At 43.8% G+C, this 16,221-nt stretch carries 13 protein-coding genes; 6 read left to right on the forward strand and 7 right to left on the reverse strand.

Features of this window, described 5'->3' with window-relative positions; all coding sequences use genetic code 11:
• Window positions 1-579: 579 nt before the first annotated feature.
• Together ACTWPM_RS16335 and ACTWPM_RS16340 are read right to left on the reverse strand one after the other, a co-directional pair.
• On the reverse strand, window positions 580-753 hold the full coding sequence (locus ACTWPM_RS16335) for a hypothetical protein (protein WP_443134091.1): 174 nt from the start codon (window positions 751-753) through the stop codon (window positions 580-582).
• A gap of 86 nt (window positions 754-839) precedes the next feature.
• Complete coding sequence (locus tag ACTWPM_RS16340; RefSeq protein ID WP_443134092.1) at window positions 840-2,273, reverse strand: NAD(P)H-binding protein; 1,434 nt, start codon at window positions 2,271-2,273, stop codon at window positions 840-842.
• Window positions 2,274-2,441: 168 nt separating this feature from the next.
• Here ACTWPM_RS16340 and ACTWPM_RS16345 point away from each other — a divergent pair, with 168 nt between their 5' ends.
• Both ACTWPM_RS16345 and ACTWPM_RS16350 read left to right on the forward strand, forming a co-directional pair.
• Complete coding sequence (locus ACTWPM_RS16345) at window positions 2,442-3,869, forward strand: sodium/glutamate symporter (protein ID WP_443134093.1); 1,428 nt, start codon at window positions 2,442-2,444, stop codon at window positions 3,867-3,869.
• An 856-nt stretch (window positions 3,870-4,725) separates the two neighbouring features.
• Window positions 4,726-5,949, forward strand: a complete 1,224-nt coding sequence (locus tag ACTWPM_RS16350; RefSeq protein ID WP_443134094.1) for a dicarboxylate/amino acid:cation symporter — start codon at window positions 4,726-4,728, stop codon at window positions 5,947-5,949.
• Between the two features lie 71 nt (window positions 5,950-6,020).
• Here ACTWPM_RS16350 and ACTWPM_RS16355 read toward each other — a convergent pair whose 3' ends face one another.
• Window positions 6,021-7,187 carry a lactate 2-monooxygenase gene (locus ACTWPM_RS16355; protein WP_443134095.1) on the reverse strand — a complete coding sequence of 389 codons (1,167 nt, stop codon included), beginning with the start codon at window positions 7,185-7,187 and terminating at the stop codon, window positions 6,021-6,023.
• Window positions 7,188-8,048: 861 nt separating this feature from the next.
• Between ACTWPM_RS16355 and ACTWPM_RS16360 the strand changes: the two genes are divergently transcribed.
• Entirely contained in the window at window positions 8,049-9,317 is a 1,269-nt protein-coding gene (locus tag ACTWPM_RS16360) for an MFS transporter (RefSeq protein WP_443134096.1), read from the forward strand.
• 136 nt (window positions 9,318-9,453) lie between these two features.
• On the opposite strand, the gene ACTWPM_RS16365 is transcribed toward ACTWPM_RS16360, so the two are convergent.
• Window positions 9,454-9,888 carry a universal stress protein gene (locus tag ACTWPM_RS16365; RefSeq protein WP_443134097.1) on the reverse strand — a complete coding sequence of 145 codons (435 nt, stop codon included), beginning with the start codon at window positions 9,886-9,888 and terminating at the stop codon, window positions 9,454-9,456.
• Window positions 9,889-10,122: 234 nt separating this feature from the next.
• Here ACTWPM_RS16365 and ACTWPM_RS16370 point away from each other — a divergent pair, with 234 nt between their 5' ends.
• Entirely contained in the window at window positions 10,123-11,799 is a 1,677-nt protein-coding gene (locus tag ACTWPM_RS16370; RefSeq protein ID WP_443134098.1) for a CoA-disulfide reductase, read from the forward strand.
• A gap of 267 nt (window positions 11,800-12,066) precedes the next feature.
• The gene (locus tag ACTWPM_RS16375; protein WP_443134099.1) at window positions 12,067-12,444 is read left to right on the forward strand and encodes a hypothetical protein; all 378 of its coding nucleotides are present in this window, start codon (window positions 12,067-12,069) and stop codon (window positions 12,442-12,444) included.
• An 87-nt stretch (window positions 12,445-12,531) separates the two neighbouring features.
• On the opposite strand, the gene ACTWPM_RS16380 is transcribed toward ACTWPM_RS16375, so the two are convergent.
• The 3 genes from ACTWPM_RS16380 to ACTWPM_RS16390 form a co-directional block, all read right to left on the reverse strand.
• Complete coding sequence (locus tag ACTWPM_RS16380; RefSeq protein WP_443134100.1) at window positions 12,532-13,284, reverse strand: DUF1129 family protein; 753 nt, start codon at window positions 13,282-13,284, stop codon at window positions 12,532-12,534.
• 2 nt (window positions 13,285-13,286) lie between these two features.
• Window positions 13,287-13,613 carry a PadR family transcriptional regulator gene (locus tag ACTWPM_RS16385; protein WP_443134101.1) on the reverse strand — a complete coding sequence of 109 codons (327 nt, stop codon included), beginning with the start codon at window positions 13,611-13,613 and terminating at the stop codon, window positions 13,287-13,289.
• A gap of 824 nt (window positions 13,614-14,437) precedes the next feature.
• The gene (locus ACTWPM_RS16390) at window positions 14,438-14,815 is read right to left on the reverse strand and encodes a YbaN family protein (RefSeq protein ID WP_443134102.1); all 378 of its coding nucleotides are present in this window, start codon (window positions 14,813-14,815) and stop codon (window positions 14,438-14,440) included.
• 251 nt (window positions 14,816-15,066) lie between these two features.
• On the opposite strand from ACTWPM_RS16390, the gene ACTWPM_RS16395 reads away from it, so the two are divergent.
• The gene (locus tag ACTWPM_RS16395; protein WP_443134103.1) at window positions 15,067-16,116 is read left to right on the forward strand and encodes a fatty acid desaturase; all 1,050 of its coding nucleotides are present in this window, start codon (window positions 15,067-15,069) and stop codon (window positions 16,114-16,116) included.
• Window positions 16,117-16,221 lie beyond the last annotated feature (105 nt).

Consider the following 16,221-nt stretch of genomic DNA (forward strand, 5'->3'; position numbering starts at 1 on the left):
TCGAAAACTGACATTTTCCGTTAGATAGCGGTGTACGGCCAAGTGTTTTTCTTGGGAAGTAAGTTTGGACATATGGTGGATCCCTCCTAGGTTTCGTGAGGTGTCCAACATTTGGGGGTCATTACAGCTTCGCCTTCCGGGATCTCACCGTTCATGTTCATCCCGCAGGAGTCTTCGCCGTTCCCCCAATGAACAAGGATCATCTATAATTCCCACTGGTCTTTACGTGTGTATAATTGTAGAAACCCTGTTATATAAGCATTTGAGGCAAATGCAGCATGGCTTCTTTCTCCTATAGCAGGGTCCGTTCACTAGATATCGTTGGGGTGGCGGAGGAAACGATGAGACTCCCGCGGGAGAAGGAGCGAGGCGAGACCCCACAGGAAGTGATAAAGACCGAGGAGGCTTGCCAGTTCCCCCGCAGGAAAGCGAGTTGTTTCCGTAGACGCCCTAGCCTTCTTGTCATAACGGACCCAATATAGCTCGAAATCATTTCTTCCAGAATAGAGAACTTTACTGCATAAAGCAAGGTGGATACTTAATAGAGACTTCCACAAAAAAGAGGGCGTGCAGCCCTCTTTACATGTCAGATGGATCTCGATCAAGTAATTGTTCTTTATCTATATACTCATTTTCCGCCGCACCAAATTCCGTGCTATGGTTCTTGAACTGAGCCAGCCGGCCATTTCTTTTCTCACCTTTGTTCTTATTTTCTTTAAACTGATTATCCGGCTTTTTGTCCTTCTTACTCATATGATAACCACCCTTTCAAAGTAAATGCCTATTCAGTTTAGGCTTTGAATTTCAGGGTCATTTATACATGAGATTTTCAAGAAGACCTATTCGGTAATAAAGTTCCTGTTCACCGCTTCCTGCGAGCGATCTTCCAGTCGCTCTAAGTGTTTGCTGAACATGGCCATGACCAATAAATGAATTTTGGCCTGAGTATACTTATAGAAGAACCACGGAAGAGAAGGCATGAAATCATGAATAGCGACTATGGCTTCGTCAGTCCCGGGGATCTGCCTGAACTCCATTCGCCCTCTTATATTCTTCTGGTTATCCGAAAGTCCGCCGCCGGTAATGTAATAAAGCGCACGGTTCGATGTACTCCGCTCATGAGAATAACTCATCTTAAGCAAGGACGATTCTGTAAAAGAAAAACCGATGCGGCAATTCAAGTCTTCGTCTACGGTTGTTTTAATCCATGGATTTAATTTATCCTCCAGCCACTTTACGTAGTGCTGGCCGACCCAATTGGCATCTTTGCCAGCTGGAACAATAATTCGCTGAACTGAACGAACGTCATGCTGGATGTTTAGATTTGGCGTTTTTTTAGTACTTTTCCCTTGGCTTTCCTGTTCTTGTTCGAGCGCATACCTTGCCGCTTCTTCAAACGTGATCGAACCCCGGCTAATCCCAGGTACTTCATTCTCCGGGTGCGTCGTCATCGGATGCGTTAGGCTTTCAATTAGGGGATAAGCAATTTCCTTAGGTGCTCCGGCAACTAAGCTTACCCATAAACGTGACAGTCTCACCGTCATGAATGGAAGGTCGAACAGCTTGGGGTCTCTCCCCATCACTTGAGCAGTTTTCAGCATCATGGAACGGTACGTCATGACTTCAGGTCCGCCTACATCAATGGACCGGTCTTTAAGCTCCTCGCTGCCCACACTTTTATCGAGTGCGTTCAATACATCCGGTAAAGCGACTGGATGTGTTTCTGTTTTAGTCCATTTAGGCAGAAGCATAACCGGAAGTCTCTTCACCAATTTCTTAAGAATGGGGAAAGAAGAGCCTTTTGGACCTACGATCAGCCCCGCTCTAATCGTAGTGACAGGCACACCGTAGGCACGCAGAATCTCGTCCACTTCCTGCCTGCTTTTTAAATGCCTGGATAAAGATTTCGAACTCTTTGGAATGATGCCGCTTAAGTAAATAATCTGCTTGACCCCTTGCTTTTTAGCGGCCTGAGCAAAATTATCCGCTAAAATGACATCCATATCCTGAAATGACCCCTGCGTTAACTTCGCTCCAGGCATCATCGAATGTACAAGGTACACCGCTATGTCCGCGCCCTCCAAACCTTTCTCAGCATCTGCCATAGAATAAAGATCACAGGAGCGCCATGTCACGTTTTCACTGTCCTCTTTATTATCTCCGCTTCTTGATAAAGCAATGATATCCGCGTGTTCGGTCAACTTATCCATTAGATTATTTCCTATATAACCACTCGCCCCCGTAAGAGCAACTACAGGTCTCTGATTTGGCATAACAACCCTCTCCTTTATTTTCAATACTGATGAAATTCCCTTTTATTCCCTGAAAATAACTTTTGGATGGGCTTTGAAACTCATTTACAAAAGGAGTTTTACACTTGTTAATTAAAGGAAATATCCCCATATAAATAGCAATTTAAAAAATAAAGAGGAGTGAAAAGGATGACACCCAGTGAAATCGGGTTTGCCATTTTATATTTAGGTGTATTTCTATTGCTTGGGAAAATCATCAGAGTGAAAGTAAAAGTACTTCAAAACTTATTTTTACCTTCGTCTATTATAGGAGGTTTTATAGCTTTACTGCTTGGGCCTCAAGTTTTGGGTAAGCTCATGAATCTATTTGTGCCGGATGATCATTTCTTAACCTCCGGGATCATGACCGAGACAATAGTTAACGTATGGGCTGAACTTCCAGGTTTAATGATTAACGTCGTGTTTGCTTCTTTATTTCTTGGAGCAGTAATCCCTAAATTAGAGCAGATTTGGAAATACGGCGGTCCGCAGCTCGCTTTTGGATGGGCGATCGGCTGGGGACAATATGTAATAGGTCTTCTTCTAGTAATATTTATACTTACTCCTTTTTTTGATATTCCTCCTATTGCTGGAGCTTTGATAGAAGTAGCTTTTGAAGGTGGGCATGGTACAGCAGCGGGGATGGCCAGTACATTTGAAGAATTAGGCTTTGCGGAGGCGTTCGATTTAGCGATTGGATTAGCTACTGTCGGCGTCCTTTCAGGTGTTATTTTCGGGATTATCCTCATTAACTGGGCCGTTAGAAGAAATCATACGAAAGTAATTGAAGACGTAGAAGACTTCTCTGATTTAAGAAAAAGAGGTGTAATGGAATACCAAAATAGAGAGCCAGCTGCTCAAATGACCACCCGGCCCGAATCCATTGAGCCTCTATCGTTTCACCTTGCACTTGTTATGATCGCCATTTTAATCGGCTGGCTGATTCTTCAAGGCTTAATTGCTCTTGAGGCCGTTACGATCGCGAACTGGACGGGCTCGAGCTTTATGGAATACATTCCTCTGTTCCCTGTCGCCATGCTGGGCGGGATCATTCTTCAAGTCTTCTTCAGTAAAAAAGATAAATACAATCTGGTCGATCGGCGAATGATTAATCGCATTCAGGGTCTTGCTTTGGATATTCTCATCCTGGCAGCGATTGGTACTGTTTCTCTCGATGTCATCGGCGAATACCTCGTTCCATTTTTACTGCTTGCGATTACCGGAATTGCATGGAATTTATTCGGGTTCATCTACCTTGCACCGAGAATCATACCAGAATACTGGTTTGAGCGAGGAATCGGTGATTTTGGTCAATCCATGGGTGTTACGGCTACCGGACTATTATTAATGCGAGTCGTAGATCCAGACAATGAGTCCCCTGCTTTTGAAGCATTCGGATATAAACAGCTGGTCTATGAACCTTTTCTAGGCGGAGGCTTTGTCACCGCTCTCTCTGTACCTTTCATCGCTCAATTTGGTGCGGTACCAGGGTTAATTCTTGCAGCCGCAATGGTTGCCGTCGGAATTACTAGCGGGCTATTCTACTTTGGAAAAGAAAAGCACAAAAAAGCCGCTTAATGTACTGGAGTTTTTACTATTCCTTATTCAACAAAAGGGTCGTATTGTAGAAGACTCGATTTCGAAATACCTCGGTTCCGTTGCCACCAATAGATAAGGGCGACTACGGAAACAACTCGCTTTCCTGCGGGGGAACTGGCAAGCCTCCTCAGTCGTTATCACTCCTTGCGGGGTCTCGCCTAGCTCCTTCTCCCGCGGGAGTCTCCTTGTTTCCTTCGCCGCCCTATGAATGAAGAGTAAACGGACCCTTCTATAGGCCACATAGGGGGGCTTAATCCGACTCAAATGCTTCTATAGCAGAATTTATATACATTCATTGTTATAAGCACCTGCGCGTTTCAAACAGGATTTCGAGCGCCATATATCGCAAGGTCCGAAGGGGACGATGCAGACTCCTGCGGGATGAACATGATCGGTGAGATCCCGCAGGGCTGTTAAGCCCGAGGAAGCTCAGCACAGAAGAGGTTCGACTAAGAGCGCCACATCGTGTGGCAACGTCGAACGACCCTGCGTCGTGCAGGGCCGGAAAGCGAAATCGCCCCCGAAGGACCTTCCGCTCAACAAATATCTCGAAATCAAGTCTTCCACAAACGGGAACTTATGTTTAATAAGCAAACCGGTGTTTATTAGTAAACAAGCATCTGCCCAATAGGATACGCGGATGCTTGTTTACTTTTCAGGGCTAATCATGCAGTGAACCCATTATGGTTATACTCTTACAGGAGCCGCTTGACAGAGCCTAGAGCATTAATTTTGACATGAGTGGTGTGATACCTTATTGTATTCAGGAAATGTTTAGTGGTTTAGTCAGGATTAAAAAAGCAGCCAATAGCCTGCTGGATGAAGGAGGTACATTATGAAATCATTGTGGAAGAAATATGTGGAAACGTCATTAATTAAAAAAATCACCGCTGCTCTTATTCTAGGTATTATAATCGGACTTATTTTTGGAGAAGAAGCTTCTGTTTTGGCCCCTTTTGGTGATTTACTACTTCGTCTGCTTCGATTTATCATTATTCCATTAATCTTACTGACACTGATTGTAGGGGTAAACCAGACGAATATCGGCAACCTGGGTCGAATGGGAGGAAAGGTATTTCTTTACTATTTAGGTACCTCCGCTTTTGCGATTATGGTCGGAGTGCTGGTCGCCAGTTTATTTAACCCTGGGACAGGTACGTCGCTTGATGGGAGCGAAAGCTTTGAAGTACCGGAGAACCCTGGTGTTACGCAAGTACTCTTAAATATAGTACCGGACAATATATTTACAGCCTTTACAGAAATGAATCTGCTCGGGATTATTTTCACAGCGCTTGTATTTGGAATTGCGATCTCTTATTTACGATCCACCCAAAGCTATGGAGATTTAGGAGATAACCTTTATAAAGTTATAGAGGCCCTTAATGCAGCGACGCTTACGGTTATGAAAGGGATCCTGCAGTATGTGCCTATCGGGATTCTAGCTATTATTGCCGAAGTGATAGGTACTCAGGGACTCGGTACGCTGGGGTCTTTAGGAAACTTTATCCTCGTTCTATATATCGCTCTGCTTGTTCAGCTTGCTCTTTATACCGTTTTACTATTTGTTACGAAAAGAAACCCAGGAAGTTTCTTTAAAGAAGCGCGCACGCCTATGCTTACGGCTTTTGTAACTCAGAGTAGTTCGGGTACGCTGCCTGTAACCTTAAATGCAGCTCATAATCTCGGAATTTCCAAAAGCTTATACGGCTTTAGTCTTCCTCTTGGAGCAACGATAAATATGGATGGAGCAGCGATTCGGATTGCTGTGTCCGCTGTATTTGCCGCTAATGTCGTCGGAGATCCGCTGAGTATGGCAGCTATTCTTCAAGTGGTTATTGTCGGAACTCTCGCTTCTGTCGGTACGGCAGGAGTGCCTGGAGCAGGTATTATTATGATTGCTACGGTCTTTTCTCAAGTTGGCCTGCCTATGGAAGCCGTTGCGCTTCTCACAGCTGTTGATGTCCTTGTCGGCATGGGAGCAACCGCTTTGAATGTAACAGGAGATCTAGTAGGCTCTTCCGTTATCAATAAGACGGAGAAAAACCAAAACGCTTCATAAATTTTAAAAAAAGCGGAAAACCCTCGTGTGCATAAGCTGCCACGAGGGTTTTTATTATCCATCACTTAGGATTACTCAGATTTTCTTAGGATAGAGCTTTCAAGTTCTCTAACCGAGGTTTCTCCCGTCAGGGCCATCGTTAAATCCAGGTCGGCCAGCATATTTTGCAAGACTTCCCGCACCCCTCGTTCTCCAGCTACTGCCAGTCCATACATGCACGGTCTTCCAACAAGTACAGCTTCAGCCCCAAGAGCCAGGGCTTTCACAGCATCAGAACCTCTGCGGATGCCGCTGTCCATAAGTACAGGGATTCTACCTCCAACAACTTCACAGACACCTGGAAGAGCCTCGAGCGCTCCAAGCGCTCCATCTACTTGCCTGCCTCCATGGTTGGAAACAATAATACCATCCACCTCATGTTCCAAAGCAAGCTTCGCATCTTCGGGATGCATAATTCCTTTTAATAGAATAGGCAGGCTCGTCTGCTTTTTGATAAAGGCGAGATCTTCCCAGGTTAAGCCGGGGTTTCCGAAGGTCTTCGTCCAATGCATAATAGCCGAAGTCGGGTCCTCTTCAGGGGCTTTTTCAAGACGAGAGCGGAATACAGGATCCGATAAATAATTTCCTACGCCTTCCCCTACCAGAAATGGAAGATAGACATTTCTTAAATCCTTCTCCCTCCATGCCATCATAGGTGTATCAAGAGTTACCACAATGGCGGAATATCCTGAATTCTCGGCTCGTTTCAGGAAGCTGGCTGTTACTTCAGGATCTTTATTCCAATAGAGCTGAAACCATCGGGGCGCATCGCCCATGGCATGTGCAATTTCTTCAAGCGTTTTTGTGGAAGCAGAGCTTGTAATATAAGGGACTTCCATTTGTGCTGAGGCTTTTGCGGCAGCCAGTTCCCCATCGGGATGGATGATGGATTGTACCCCAATAGGAGCAAGCATCAGGGGCGTTGAATATGTACGACCGAATAACTCGACTTCTAAATCGCGGCTCTCTACGTTTCTGAGCATTCTAGGGACAATCTTCCATTTTTTGAATGCTTCAAGGTTGGCATCCATTGTACTTTCTCCCCCGGCTCCGCCAGCTATATAATCATAAGGACCATCTTCCAGTACCTCTCTGGCGCGCTTTTCCCATTCCTCGTAAACTACAGGCAGTCTCTCGGGATCCGGATCGGGCATCGTCTGATAGACCTTGAACTGAATCTGATTACCGAAGTTCGACATTAAACTTCTCCTCCTTATAATTTACACAATATGGTTATACATTCATTTTATCACACTCCATGAATGCGTTTTCAATAAATACCAAACTCTGATTCATCTCCCTATTATTTTATTACGGATAAGCTCCCATTACTTGAAGACTTGATTTCGAGATATTTGTTGAGCTGAAGGTCCTGCGGGGGACGATTTCGCTTTCCGACCCTGCACGACGCAGGGTCGTTCGACGTTGCCACACGATGTGGCGCTCTTAGTCGAACCTCTTCTGTGCTGAGCCTCCTCGAGCAAGCTCTGCGGGGTCTCACCGATCATGTTTATCCCGCAGGAGTCTGCATCGTCCCCCTTCGGACCTTGCGATATATGGCGCTCGAAATCCTGTTTGAAACGCGCAGGTGCTTATAACAATGAATATATATAAATTTCCGCTATAGAAGCATTTGAGTCGGATTAAGCACCCCTATGTCGCCTATAGAAGGGTCCGTCCACTTTTCATTCATAGAGAGGCGAAGGAAACAAGGAGACTCCCGCGGGAGAAGGAGCGAGGCGAGACCCCACAAGGAGTGAAAACGACTGAGGAGGCTTGCCAGTTCCCCCGCAGGAAAGCGAGTTGTTTCCGTAGCCGCCCTCATCTATTTTCATTGACGGACCCAAGATATCTCGAAACTAAGTCTTCAACTAACCGGCACGTTAGTGAAATAAGTTGCCTATCAACATTTCACCAAATATTGACAAAGCATACCACAAAGTCTTTAGGTCTCAATTTCGGTCTCAAGACGGAACTAAATTCCTTCTGCAGTTCATCGTGGCATTCCCTGATCCGCTATACAATTAATGTAATCCAATAATCATAAAGGCGTGATAATAATGTCAGTTAAAGAAGCTACAGTACATGAACGTACGGACACTCTTCAAGAAGAAAGTACCCCTTCCGTTTTTAAAAACCGCAATTTCCTATTATTATGGGGAGCTGCCCTGCTATCCAGTTTCGGTATTTCTTTCTTTTTATTTTCTCAAAGTTGGTATGTCGTCAATGTATTGAATCTTGAAGCTTCCCTTGGAATCCTCTATATCGCAGCCAGTATTCCCCGACTGCTGTTTATGATTATCAGCGGTACGGTGGCGGATCGATACGATAAGACGAAAATTATGTTTCTATCGGATTTTATACGAGGGCTGCTGTTAGCCGGACTTGTCCTGTGGTTTTTGTTCGGAAGTATCACTCTTTGGACGTTTGTCGGATTCGCCTTTTTCTTCGGAATATTAGACGCCTTCTTCTGGGCAGCAGAGAGTGCCATTATTCCAACAATTGTCCAAAAAGAAAACCTGACTCGGGGTAATTCCATCATTCAGATGACCAACCAGACCTCCTTTATTCTAGCTCCTATGCTTGCAGGCGTGCTCATCGCCTTTGGAAATTATGAAATCGTATTTGCAGTTACGGCCGCCATGCTGCTTATAGCCAGTCTCTTGGTCATTTCTATGAAACCGAAAAAAGACGCAGAGGTAGAAGCCAATAAAAATAAGAAATTTTGGCAGACCTTCAAGGAAGGAGTTGTCTACGTTAAAGACTCCCGCGTACTGACCCTTATCGTTTTAGCCTCTGTATTTCTTAATCTGTTTATCGTTGGGCCGATGACGATGGGACTCCCATTATTTGTTAAAAATATCCTGGAAGGCACGGCAGTGGACTTCAGCTTTCTTGAAGCTGGTTTAGCTGGTGGAATGCTGGTGGGCTCCATCGTGATCGGAAGTTTAAATGTGAAGAAAAACCGAGGCAGACTAACCTTGATGACGCTGGTTCTTGCCGGCATCTCCTTTATAGGACTGAGCTTCACAGCAGAACTTTGGCAAAGCATGGTCATGCTTGGGTTATTTGGAACTTTTCTCTCCGTTTCCAATATCTCCTCCATCTCAGCAATTCAAAGCATCATAGAAGAAAAGGTGCTGGGGCGCGTGATGGGGCTGATCTCCTTAGCTTCCATGGGGCTCATTCCTGTGAGCTATGCCATTACATCTGCAGTATTATCGCTAGGAATATCCATCCATCACATTATGGCCGCCGGCTCTATATTAGTAACTCTGTTTGCCGCCTTTGTATTCCTGACCTTTAAAGAATTGAGAGAGCTTGATTGATGAAGACGCCGGCCCTGCAAAGGCTGGCGTCTATGATTTTAGTGAGCATAATTAAAAGCGTGTCACTTAATAAACAAAAGCGTCCGTCAAAACCAAAAAAACACCTTCCCAAGAGAGGAAAGGCGTAATCCTTATATTATTTCATTACTAAAACAGGACACGTCGCATGCTGGACGATGTTATTACTTACACTTCCAAGAAACATCCGCTTCACATTGCCAAGCCCTCTGCTTCCGACAATAATCATATTAATTCCCTCTTTTTCCGCGTAAGCGCATACATCTTCCCCGGGGTTATTATCAAGATCCCCCACAAGAACGTGGGTCACAATCGTAATGTTTTCATCATCATTTGCTTCTTTAATTGCTTCCAGTTCTCTCTCATACTTCTTAGCCATTTCGTCTCCTATACTTTTGGAGACAGCAGCATTGGTAAATGGACCAGATGGCTTGACGACAGACACTACATGAATTTCTCTGCCTAATGTTTCAATAGCATGGGTTTTCGCTTCCAATAATGCCTGTTTGCTAGGTTCACTGCCATCATAAGCCACGAGGATTCTCTTAGTCATAGGAAAACCTCCATTCATGGATAAGCATTTCTTTTACACTACTATTTTACCATGGTTGAAAGCGTTTTCCCAACATTCCAATAAAGATTTATATAAATTCCACCAAACTGCCACAAAATATACACAGAGGGGTATGTTGTTTTTTTATCTGTAAAGGAGTAAGATTAAGTTATCAATCACATTGTGAAATGTATCACAATCAATGTGTAAGGTGAAGATAAAGGAGAGATGACGATGGGCAGAAAAATTATTATTGTAGGTGGAGTAGCAGGCGGGGCTACAGCAGCAGCGAGACTTCGCCGTTTAAGCGAAGAAGATGAAATTATTGTACTCGAAAAGGGAGAATACATTTCATACGCAAACTGTGGGCTGCCTTACTATATTGGCGGTATCATTACAGACCGGGAAGCTCTGCTGGTTCAGACCGTAGACGGCATGTCCAAAAAGTTCAAATTAGATATTCGGAACCTAAGTGAAGCCACAGAGATCGATCGTGAATTACAAACCTTGACCATCAAAAACCTAAGAAACGGCACCGTATATAAAGAAAGCTATGATAAATTGATTCTTTCTCCCGGAGCAAGACCCATTATTCCGAACCTGGAAGGATACAAGGAAGCAACCAATATCTTCACTTTACGTTCCGTCCCGGATACGGATCAAATCAAGGAATGGATCGATGGACGAAACGCGCAAGAAGCTGTAATCATAGGCGCGGGCTTCATTGGTCTTGAAATGGCTGAGAATCTGATGCACCGGGGAATTAAAGTCACCCTTGTAGAATTAGGGAATCAAGTGATGTCTTCGCTGGATTATGAGATGGCCGCTATCGTTCATCAAGAACTTCTAGATCAAGGAGTAAATGTAATTGTAGAGGACGGGGTCAAAGCTTTTCGCGACCAGGGAAACACGGTGGAACTACAGAGCGGACGAATTCTCTCAAGCGACCTGACTATTCTCTCGATCGGGGTGCAAGCTGAAAACGAGTTAGCCAAATCTGCCGGGCTTGCTACTGGCGGGCGGGGCGGGATTATCGTCAATGAATATCTTCAAACTGAGGATACGAACATTTATGCGATTGGCGACGCCATAGAAGTAAAAGATTATATTCATCAGACTCAAACAATGGTGCCTCTTGCCTGGCCCGCCAACCGCCAGGGAAGACTCGTTGCAGACCATATTAATGGAAAGACCGTTTCGTATAACGGCACGCTTGGTACGTCTGTAGCCAAAGTGTTCGACCTGACGGTGGCAGCTACAGGCAACAACGAAAAATTACTAAAAAAACTCGGGGTTCCTTTTGAATCTGTCCATGTTCATCCTTCTTCAAACGCTTCCTATTATCCTGGAGGACATCCGCTTTCGCTCAAAGTACTTTTTGATGCTAACACAGGAAAAATATTTGGAGCCCAGGCGGCTGGAGTCAAAGGAGTCGAAAAACGCATCGACGTTATTGCCACAGCTATTAAAGGCAACTTGACGGTTGAAGACTTAGCCGATTTGGAACTTTCCTATGCTCCCCCTTATTCATCTGCTAAGGATCCGGTAAATCTGGCAGGGTATGTAGCTGCGAATGTAGTAGATAAAGAGTTGAAAGTCGTTCATTACGATGAGATCGATGAAATTGTAGCCTGGGGCGGAATTTTACTGGATGTAAGAGAGCCGGAAGAAAGAGAACGCGGGTTTATTCAAGGATCCATTAATATTCCCTTAGGTCAGCTGAGAGAAAGACGACATGAATTGCCTAAGAACCATCCCATTTATGTAAATTGCCAAGTAGGAATGCGTGGATATTTAGCCGTTAAAACCTTGATGAATTATGGGTACCAGGCTATTAATCTAAGTGGCGGGTATAAAACGTATGAAATGGTTCTGAGGATTAAAAATCAAGAACCAGCCCTGCTCTCCTAATAAAAGAGAAGTCGAACTCCAGTCTTGGGAGAAAACATACGAAATAAAAGGACTATTTAAGAGACCAAATTAGATATGATTTGGTCTCTTTTTCCCTTCTGGACCAATTATTATTAAGATTTAACATTTAATCTCATGACCATAGCCCTTATCAATCTTGCTGTTTACTATGCATTTTTAATGAAATAGGAAGGTGATTAGGATTTAATGTTGAAATAAGTCAGGAACGTTTTGATACTAAGCATATTATTGATTAGGAGAGATAGCGTGATAACAGCATGGATTGGCAGTATTACTTTTTTAGCAGTAGCTATTCTGTACGTATTATTGGCTTTAGGATTACCTTATGGAGATTTTGCCATGGGAGGAAAATATAAAGTACTGCCGAAACAAATGCGAATAGCTTGTATATTCTCTGTACTTATTCAATTGGTTGCCATCATGTTTATATTACAAGCGGGGAATATAATTTCTATAAGTTTAATAGCCCCCATTGCAAGTGGAGCCTGTTATTTTTTCGCTTTCTATTTATTCCTGAATACGGTCATGAACCTTTTTTCGAAAAGTAATAAGGAAAAGTTAGTGATGACTTCCTTATCTTTTATCACAGCGATTTGTTTTTTAATGACTGCTTTGAATAGTTAATCAAGCTATCCTATACAAAAGGCGCCTGGATTCTAGAGTCCAGGCGTTTTTGCTTGAGATATGGCTTACTAGTTTTTATTACTTTCCTTAAGCCGAGCTCGAATGATCTTTTTTATATACGATCAAAAAGTAGATCAGGGGGCCCGCAAAAATGAGGAGGCTAGTCAGGGTTAGCTGTGTTGATGTCGATAGTCCGGTTAATCCGATGAGATACTCTGGCACGAATAAGAGAAGCGGAATAATAATCGGAGCCCATAATTTACTCCATAAAGCCATGCCGATAAAGACAGCCGCCGCCACAAAAAAAGCGATGGTATTACCGACTGTTCCGAATTCGAACGCTGGGGGATCTAAATATTTATCTAAGAATATCAGGACGATGAAAGAACCTACCGGCACTATCCCGGCCACACCATAAACCAGCCACTCTTTCCATCTGGCGGGCTTGTGACTGCTAATATACCTCAGCCCCACCGAGTATATTCCAATAATGAAAAGAAAAATAACGGGATATCCCACAGCCTCTATTAGAGAAAATTCTACTCCCCCATCCAAGATTTCTCCAATCAGGAGGTAGGCAAGGGCTCCGATATAAATCACAGGAATAACCTTAAAGATCATACCTTTATCCAGTTTCATCTCCTGTGAAAATTGTTCCATATACTCTTTAGGAGAGTTGCCGACAACGTCTTCCACACTCTTGCCCCTTTGCTCAGCCTCAAGCAAATGATCTTCCAATTCTCCCGTTATTTCTTCGATCTCCTTTTCCTTTTTACCGCTCGCCATTAAGTACATTTGTAACCGTCCGATAAAGTCTTTACTTTCTTTAGAAAGTTCCAATTCTACCCCTCCTTATCCAATAATCGCTCAACACTACTTGAAACGGTGTCCCATCTTTCCTTGAACTCCTCGAGTTCGACTTCGCCTTTTTCCGTCAGCTTATAATACTTTCTTTTTGGGCCGCCAGAAGGCAGCTGCTTCTGGCTGGTTTCTACCCACCCTTCTTTTTTCATACGTAACAGAAGTGGATAGATGCTCCCTTCCTTCACCATCGTAAACCCATGCTGGTTAAGCTTCTCGATCATTTCATATCCGTAGGTTTCTCCCTGGGAAATAATCGACAGCAGACAGCCTTCCAGGATCCCTTTCAGCAATTGACTTGATGACAATTCATATGCCCCCTTACCTCACTACCTTGTTATGCATGATAGTACATCAAAACAAATGCATTGCAACTAACTTGCAATACAATGTAGTTAAAGATTACCATCCCTTTCCAACATATACAAGTACTACTTTGAAATTAATTTAAGCTTTGTTATGAATTTTCATAAGAGAGTTATTAAACAATCGGGCAGGGGTGTTTAATCGTTTCGAGATATTGGACAAGATAAAGGTCCTGCGATAAGTGTATCTCGAACCCCTTTGGAGTAGAGCAAAATTACGAGAAAGAGATAATGTTCTGGACACATTGGATTTATAGCGTTACCACGTGAATGACCCTGCTATAGAAACATTTGAGGCAGATTCACCATGTCTCCTTTTTCCTATAGAAGGGTCCGTTCTCCAGATATCGCTGGGTTGGTGGGGAAATGGCGAAACTCCCATGGGAGAAGGGACTAGGTGAGATCCCGCAGGGAGTGAAACGAGCGAGGAGCTGATGGTAAAAGGAGGATCGACTAAGGTCGCCACGTCCTGTGGCAACGTCGATCGACCCTACATCGTGTAGGGCCATAGGAAAGTGTTCAAATGTGGAATCACCCCGATAGACACGAACAGCATAAGCCGACCATCAAAAGGATGGCGGTTTTTCCATCCGTTGATGAGCGGCTTATGTCTCGAGGGTCTGGGTGATGGAACAAGACGAGTTATTTCCCCACCAGCCACCTCCCCATCTCGTAACGAACCCCATTTATCTCGAAATCAATTCTTCGAGTATCGGGAGCTTATCTGTAAGGTCAACACTCACAATAGCTATTTTAAAATTTTTTCCTCAATCTTTCCGCAAAGTCTTCGTTAATAAGATAACCACGGTAAAGAAACAGGCGCCAAAGATAAAGCCAATTTTCAACAGCAGATTAGGAGCAACAAAAAAAGCTGAATAAAGCATAGAGCTCCAGATCATAATGAGTACAGATACTTTTGCTTTTACAGGAATTCCTCTTCCCGCTTTGTAGTTCTCTATATAAGATCCGAACCACTTATTCGTCATTAACCAGTTATACAGACGATCAGAACTCCTTACATAGCAAGCAGCCGTCAATAATAAAAAAGGGGTGGTGGGAACTAGCGGCAGTACAATCCCCAGCACTCCCAGGATCAGTGATATGGTTCCGATTATAATAAGAAGAATGTTAGTGAACTGCTTCATTTTGAACTCCCTTACTATTACACTTTCTCTTCACAATGGTTTGCCGGTCACGGTGCTTTATATACGCTTCCCCATGTACCTTTTCACGCAAACCTTTAGGCATTTATTTAAGTTTACCATTTTCTTTTAACCCACTGGAAGGCTGCTACCCATGACAAGTGTCATGGGTGCTCCCTGACGTTTATGTCTTATAAACTATACGATTTTTCCTTATGCTAAGAATACAAGAGACACAACAAAGGAGTCCTATCATGAACAAAGATAAACAAAAAGAGTTGAAAAAAAGCGTAGCACGATACGCCAAACCTGATAATAAAGCGGGCATCCGCCAGCTTCTGAATACTCTGCTTCCCTTTCTCCTTGTATGGTACCTGGCCTACGAAAGCCTGTCATGGTCCATCTGGATTACGATTCCGCTGGCGTTCATTGCGGGAGGATTCGTTGTACGACTATTCATTATCTTTCACGATTGTACCCACCAGTCCTTCTTTGAAAACAATAAAGCCAACCGAATTGTCGGAACAATTACAGGTATTCTTACCCTCTTTCCGTTCGATAAGTGGAAGCGAAGCCATTCCATCCACCATGCCACAAGCGGCAACTTGGACAAGCGTGGAACCGGTGATATTTGGGTAATGACGGTAGAGGAATATATGAAAGCTCCTCTAAAAACGAGAATAGCGTACCGTATCTACAGAAACCCTTTCGTCATGTTCGGATTAGGTCCTATTTATTTATTCCTGATCTCTAACCGCTTCAACCGTAAAGGCGCGAAGCGTAAAGAGCGTATGAATACGTATGTGATTAACGCGGCAATCGTTGTCTTGTATTCCTTTATCATATGGGCGATTGGATGGCAGTCCTTCCTGATTATTCACCTTCCAATCCTTTATGTTTCCGGAATGCTTGGAATCTGGTTATTCTACGTGCAGCACCAGTTTGAAGATTCCTATTTTGAAGATGAATCGGAATGGGATTTTGTAAAAGCTGCGGTAGATGGCAGTTCATACTATAAGCTGCCAAAAGCACTGCAATGGGTCTCCGGTAACATTGGATTCCACCATGTCCATCACTTGAGCCCACGTGTACCGAACTACAACCTGGAGAAAGCTCATGATAACACTCCTCCATTGGAGCATGCCACGACGATTACACTGGCAACGAGTCTTGAATCCATTCGTTTTCGGTTATACGATACAGCGAATAAAACCTTTGTATCTTTTAAAGACGTGAAACCAATGCTTAAAAGAAATAAACTGACCCTTCCAGAGCGAAGATATCCTGAATTCCAGGACAAATAAAAGGATGGTTTGACCGGCCGGTCCTTATTCAAGCCCATTTCTTTAAGGAATGGGCTTTTTTACATCTTTTCTACCAGCCCCGGCGCCAATATCATAATTATTTTG

This window comes from Halobacillus sp. K22 (assembly GCF_052246795.1).
In the GTDB taxonomy this organism is placed as follows: domain Bacteria; phylum Bacillota; class Bacilli; order Bacillales; family Halobacillaceae; genus Halobacillus.

Coding starts and splice junctions, on each gene's coding strand:
- ACTWPM_RS16335 (WP_443134091.1), bottom strand. CDS start 753: ATGAGTAAGAAGGACAAAAAGCCGGATAATCAGTTTAAAGAAAATAAG.
- ACTWPM_RS16340 (WP_443134092.1), bottom strand. CDS start 2,273: ATGCCAAATCAGAGACCTGTAGTTGCTCTTACGGGGGCGAGTGGTTAT.
- ACTWPM_RS16345 (WP_443134093.1), top strand. CDS start 2,442: ATGACACCCAGTGAAATCGGGTTTGCCATTTTATATTTAGGTGTATTT.
- ACTWPM_RS16350 (WP_443134094.1), top strand. CDS start 4,726: ATGAAATCATTGTGGAAGAAATATGTGGAAACGTCATTAATTAAAAAA.
- ACTWPM_RS16355 (WP_443134095.1), bottom strand. CDS start 7,187: ATGTCGAACTTCGGTAATCAGATTCAGTTCAAGGTCTATCAGACGATG.
- ACTWPM_RS16360 (WP_443134096.1), top strand. CDS start 8,049: ATGTCAGTTAAAGAAGCTACAGTACATGAACGTACGGACACTCTTCAA.
- ACTWPM_RS16365 (WP_443134097.1), bottom strand. CDS start 9,888: ATGACTAAGAGAATCCTCGTGGCTTATGATGGCAGTGAACCTAGCAAA.
- ACTWPM_RS16370 (WP_443134098.1), top strand. CDS start 10,123: ATGGGCAGAAAAATTATTATTGTAGGTGGAGTAGCAGGCGGGGCTACA.
- ACTWPM_RS16390 (WP_443134102.1), bottom strand. CDS start 14,815: ATGAAGCAGTTCACTAACATTCTTCTTATTATAATCGGAACCATATCA.
- ACTWPM_RS16395 (WP_443134103.1), top strand. CDS start 15,067: ATGAACAAAGATAAACAAAAAGAGTTGAAAAAAAGCGTAGCACGATAC.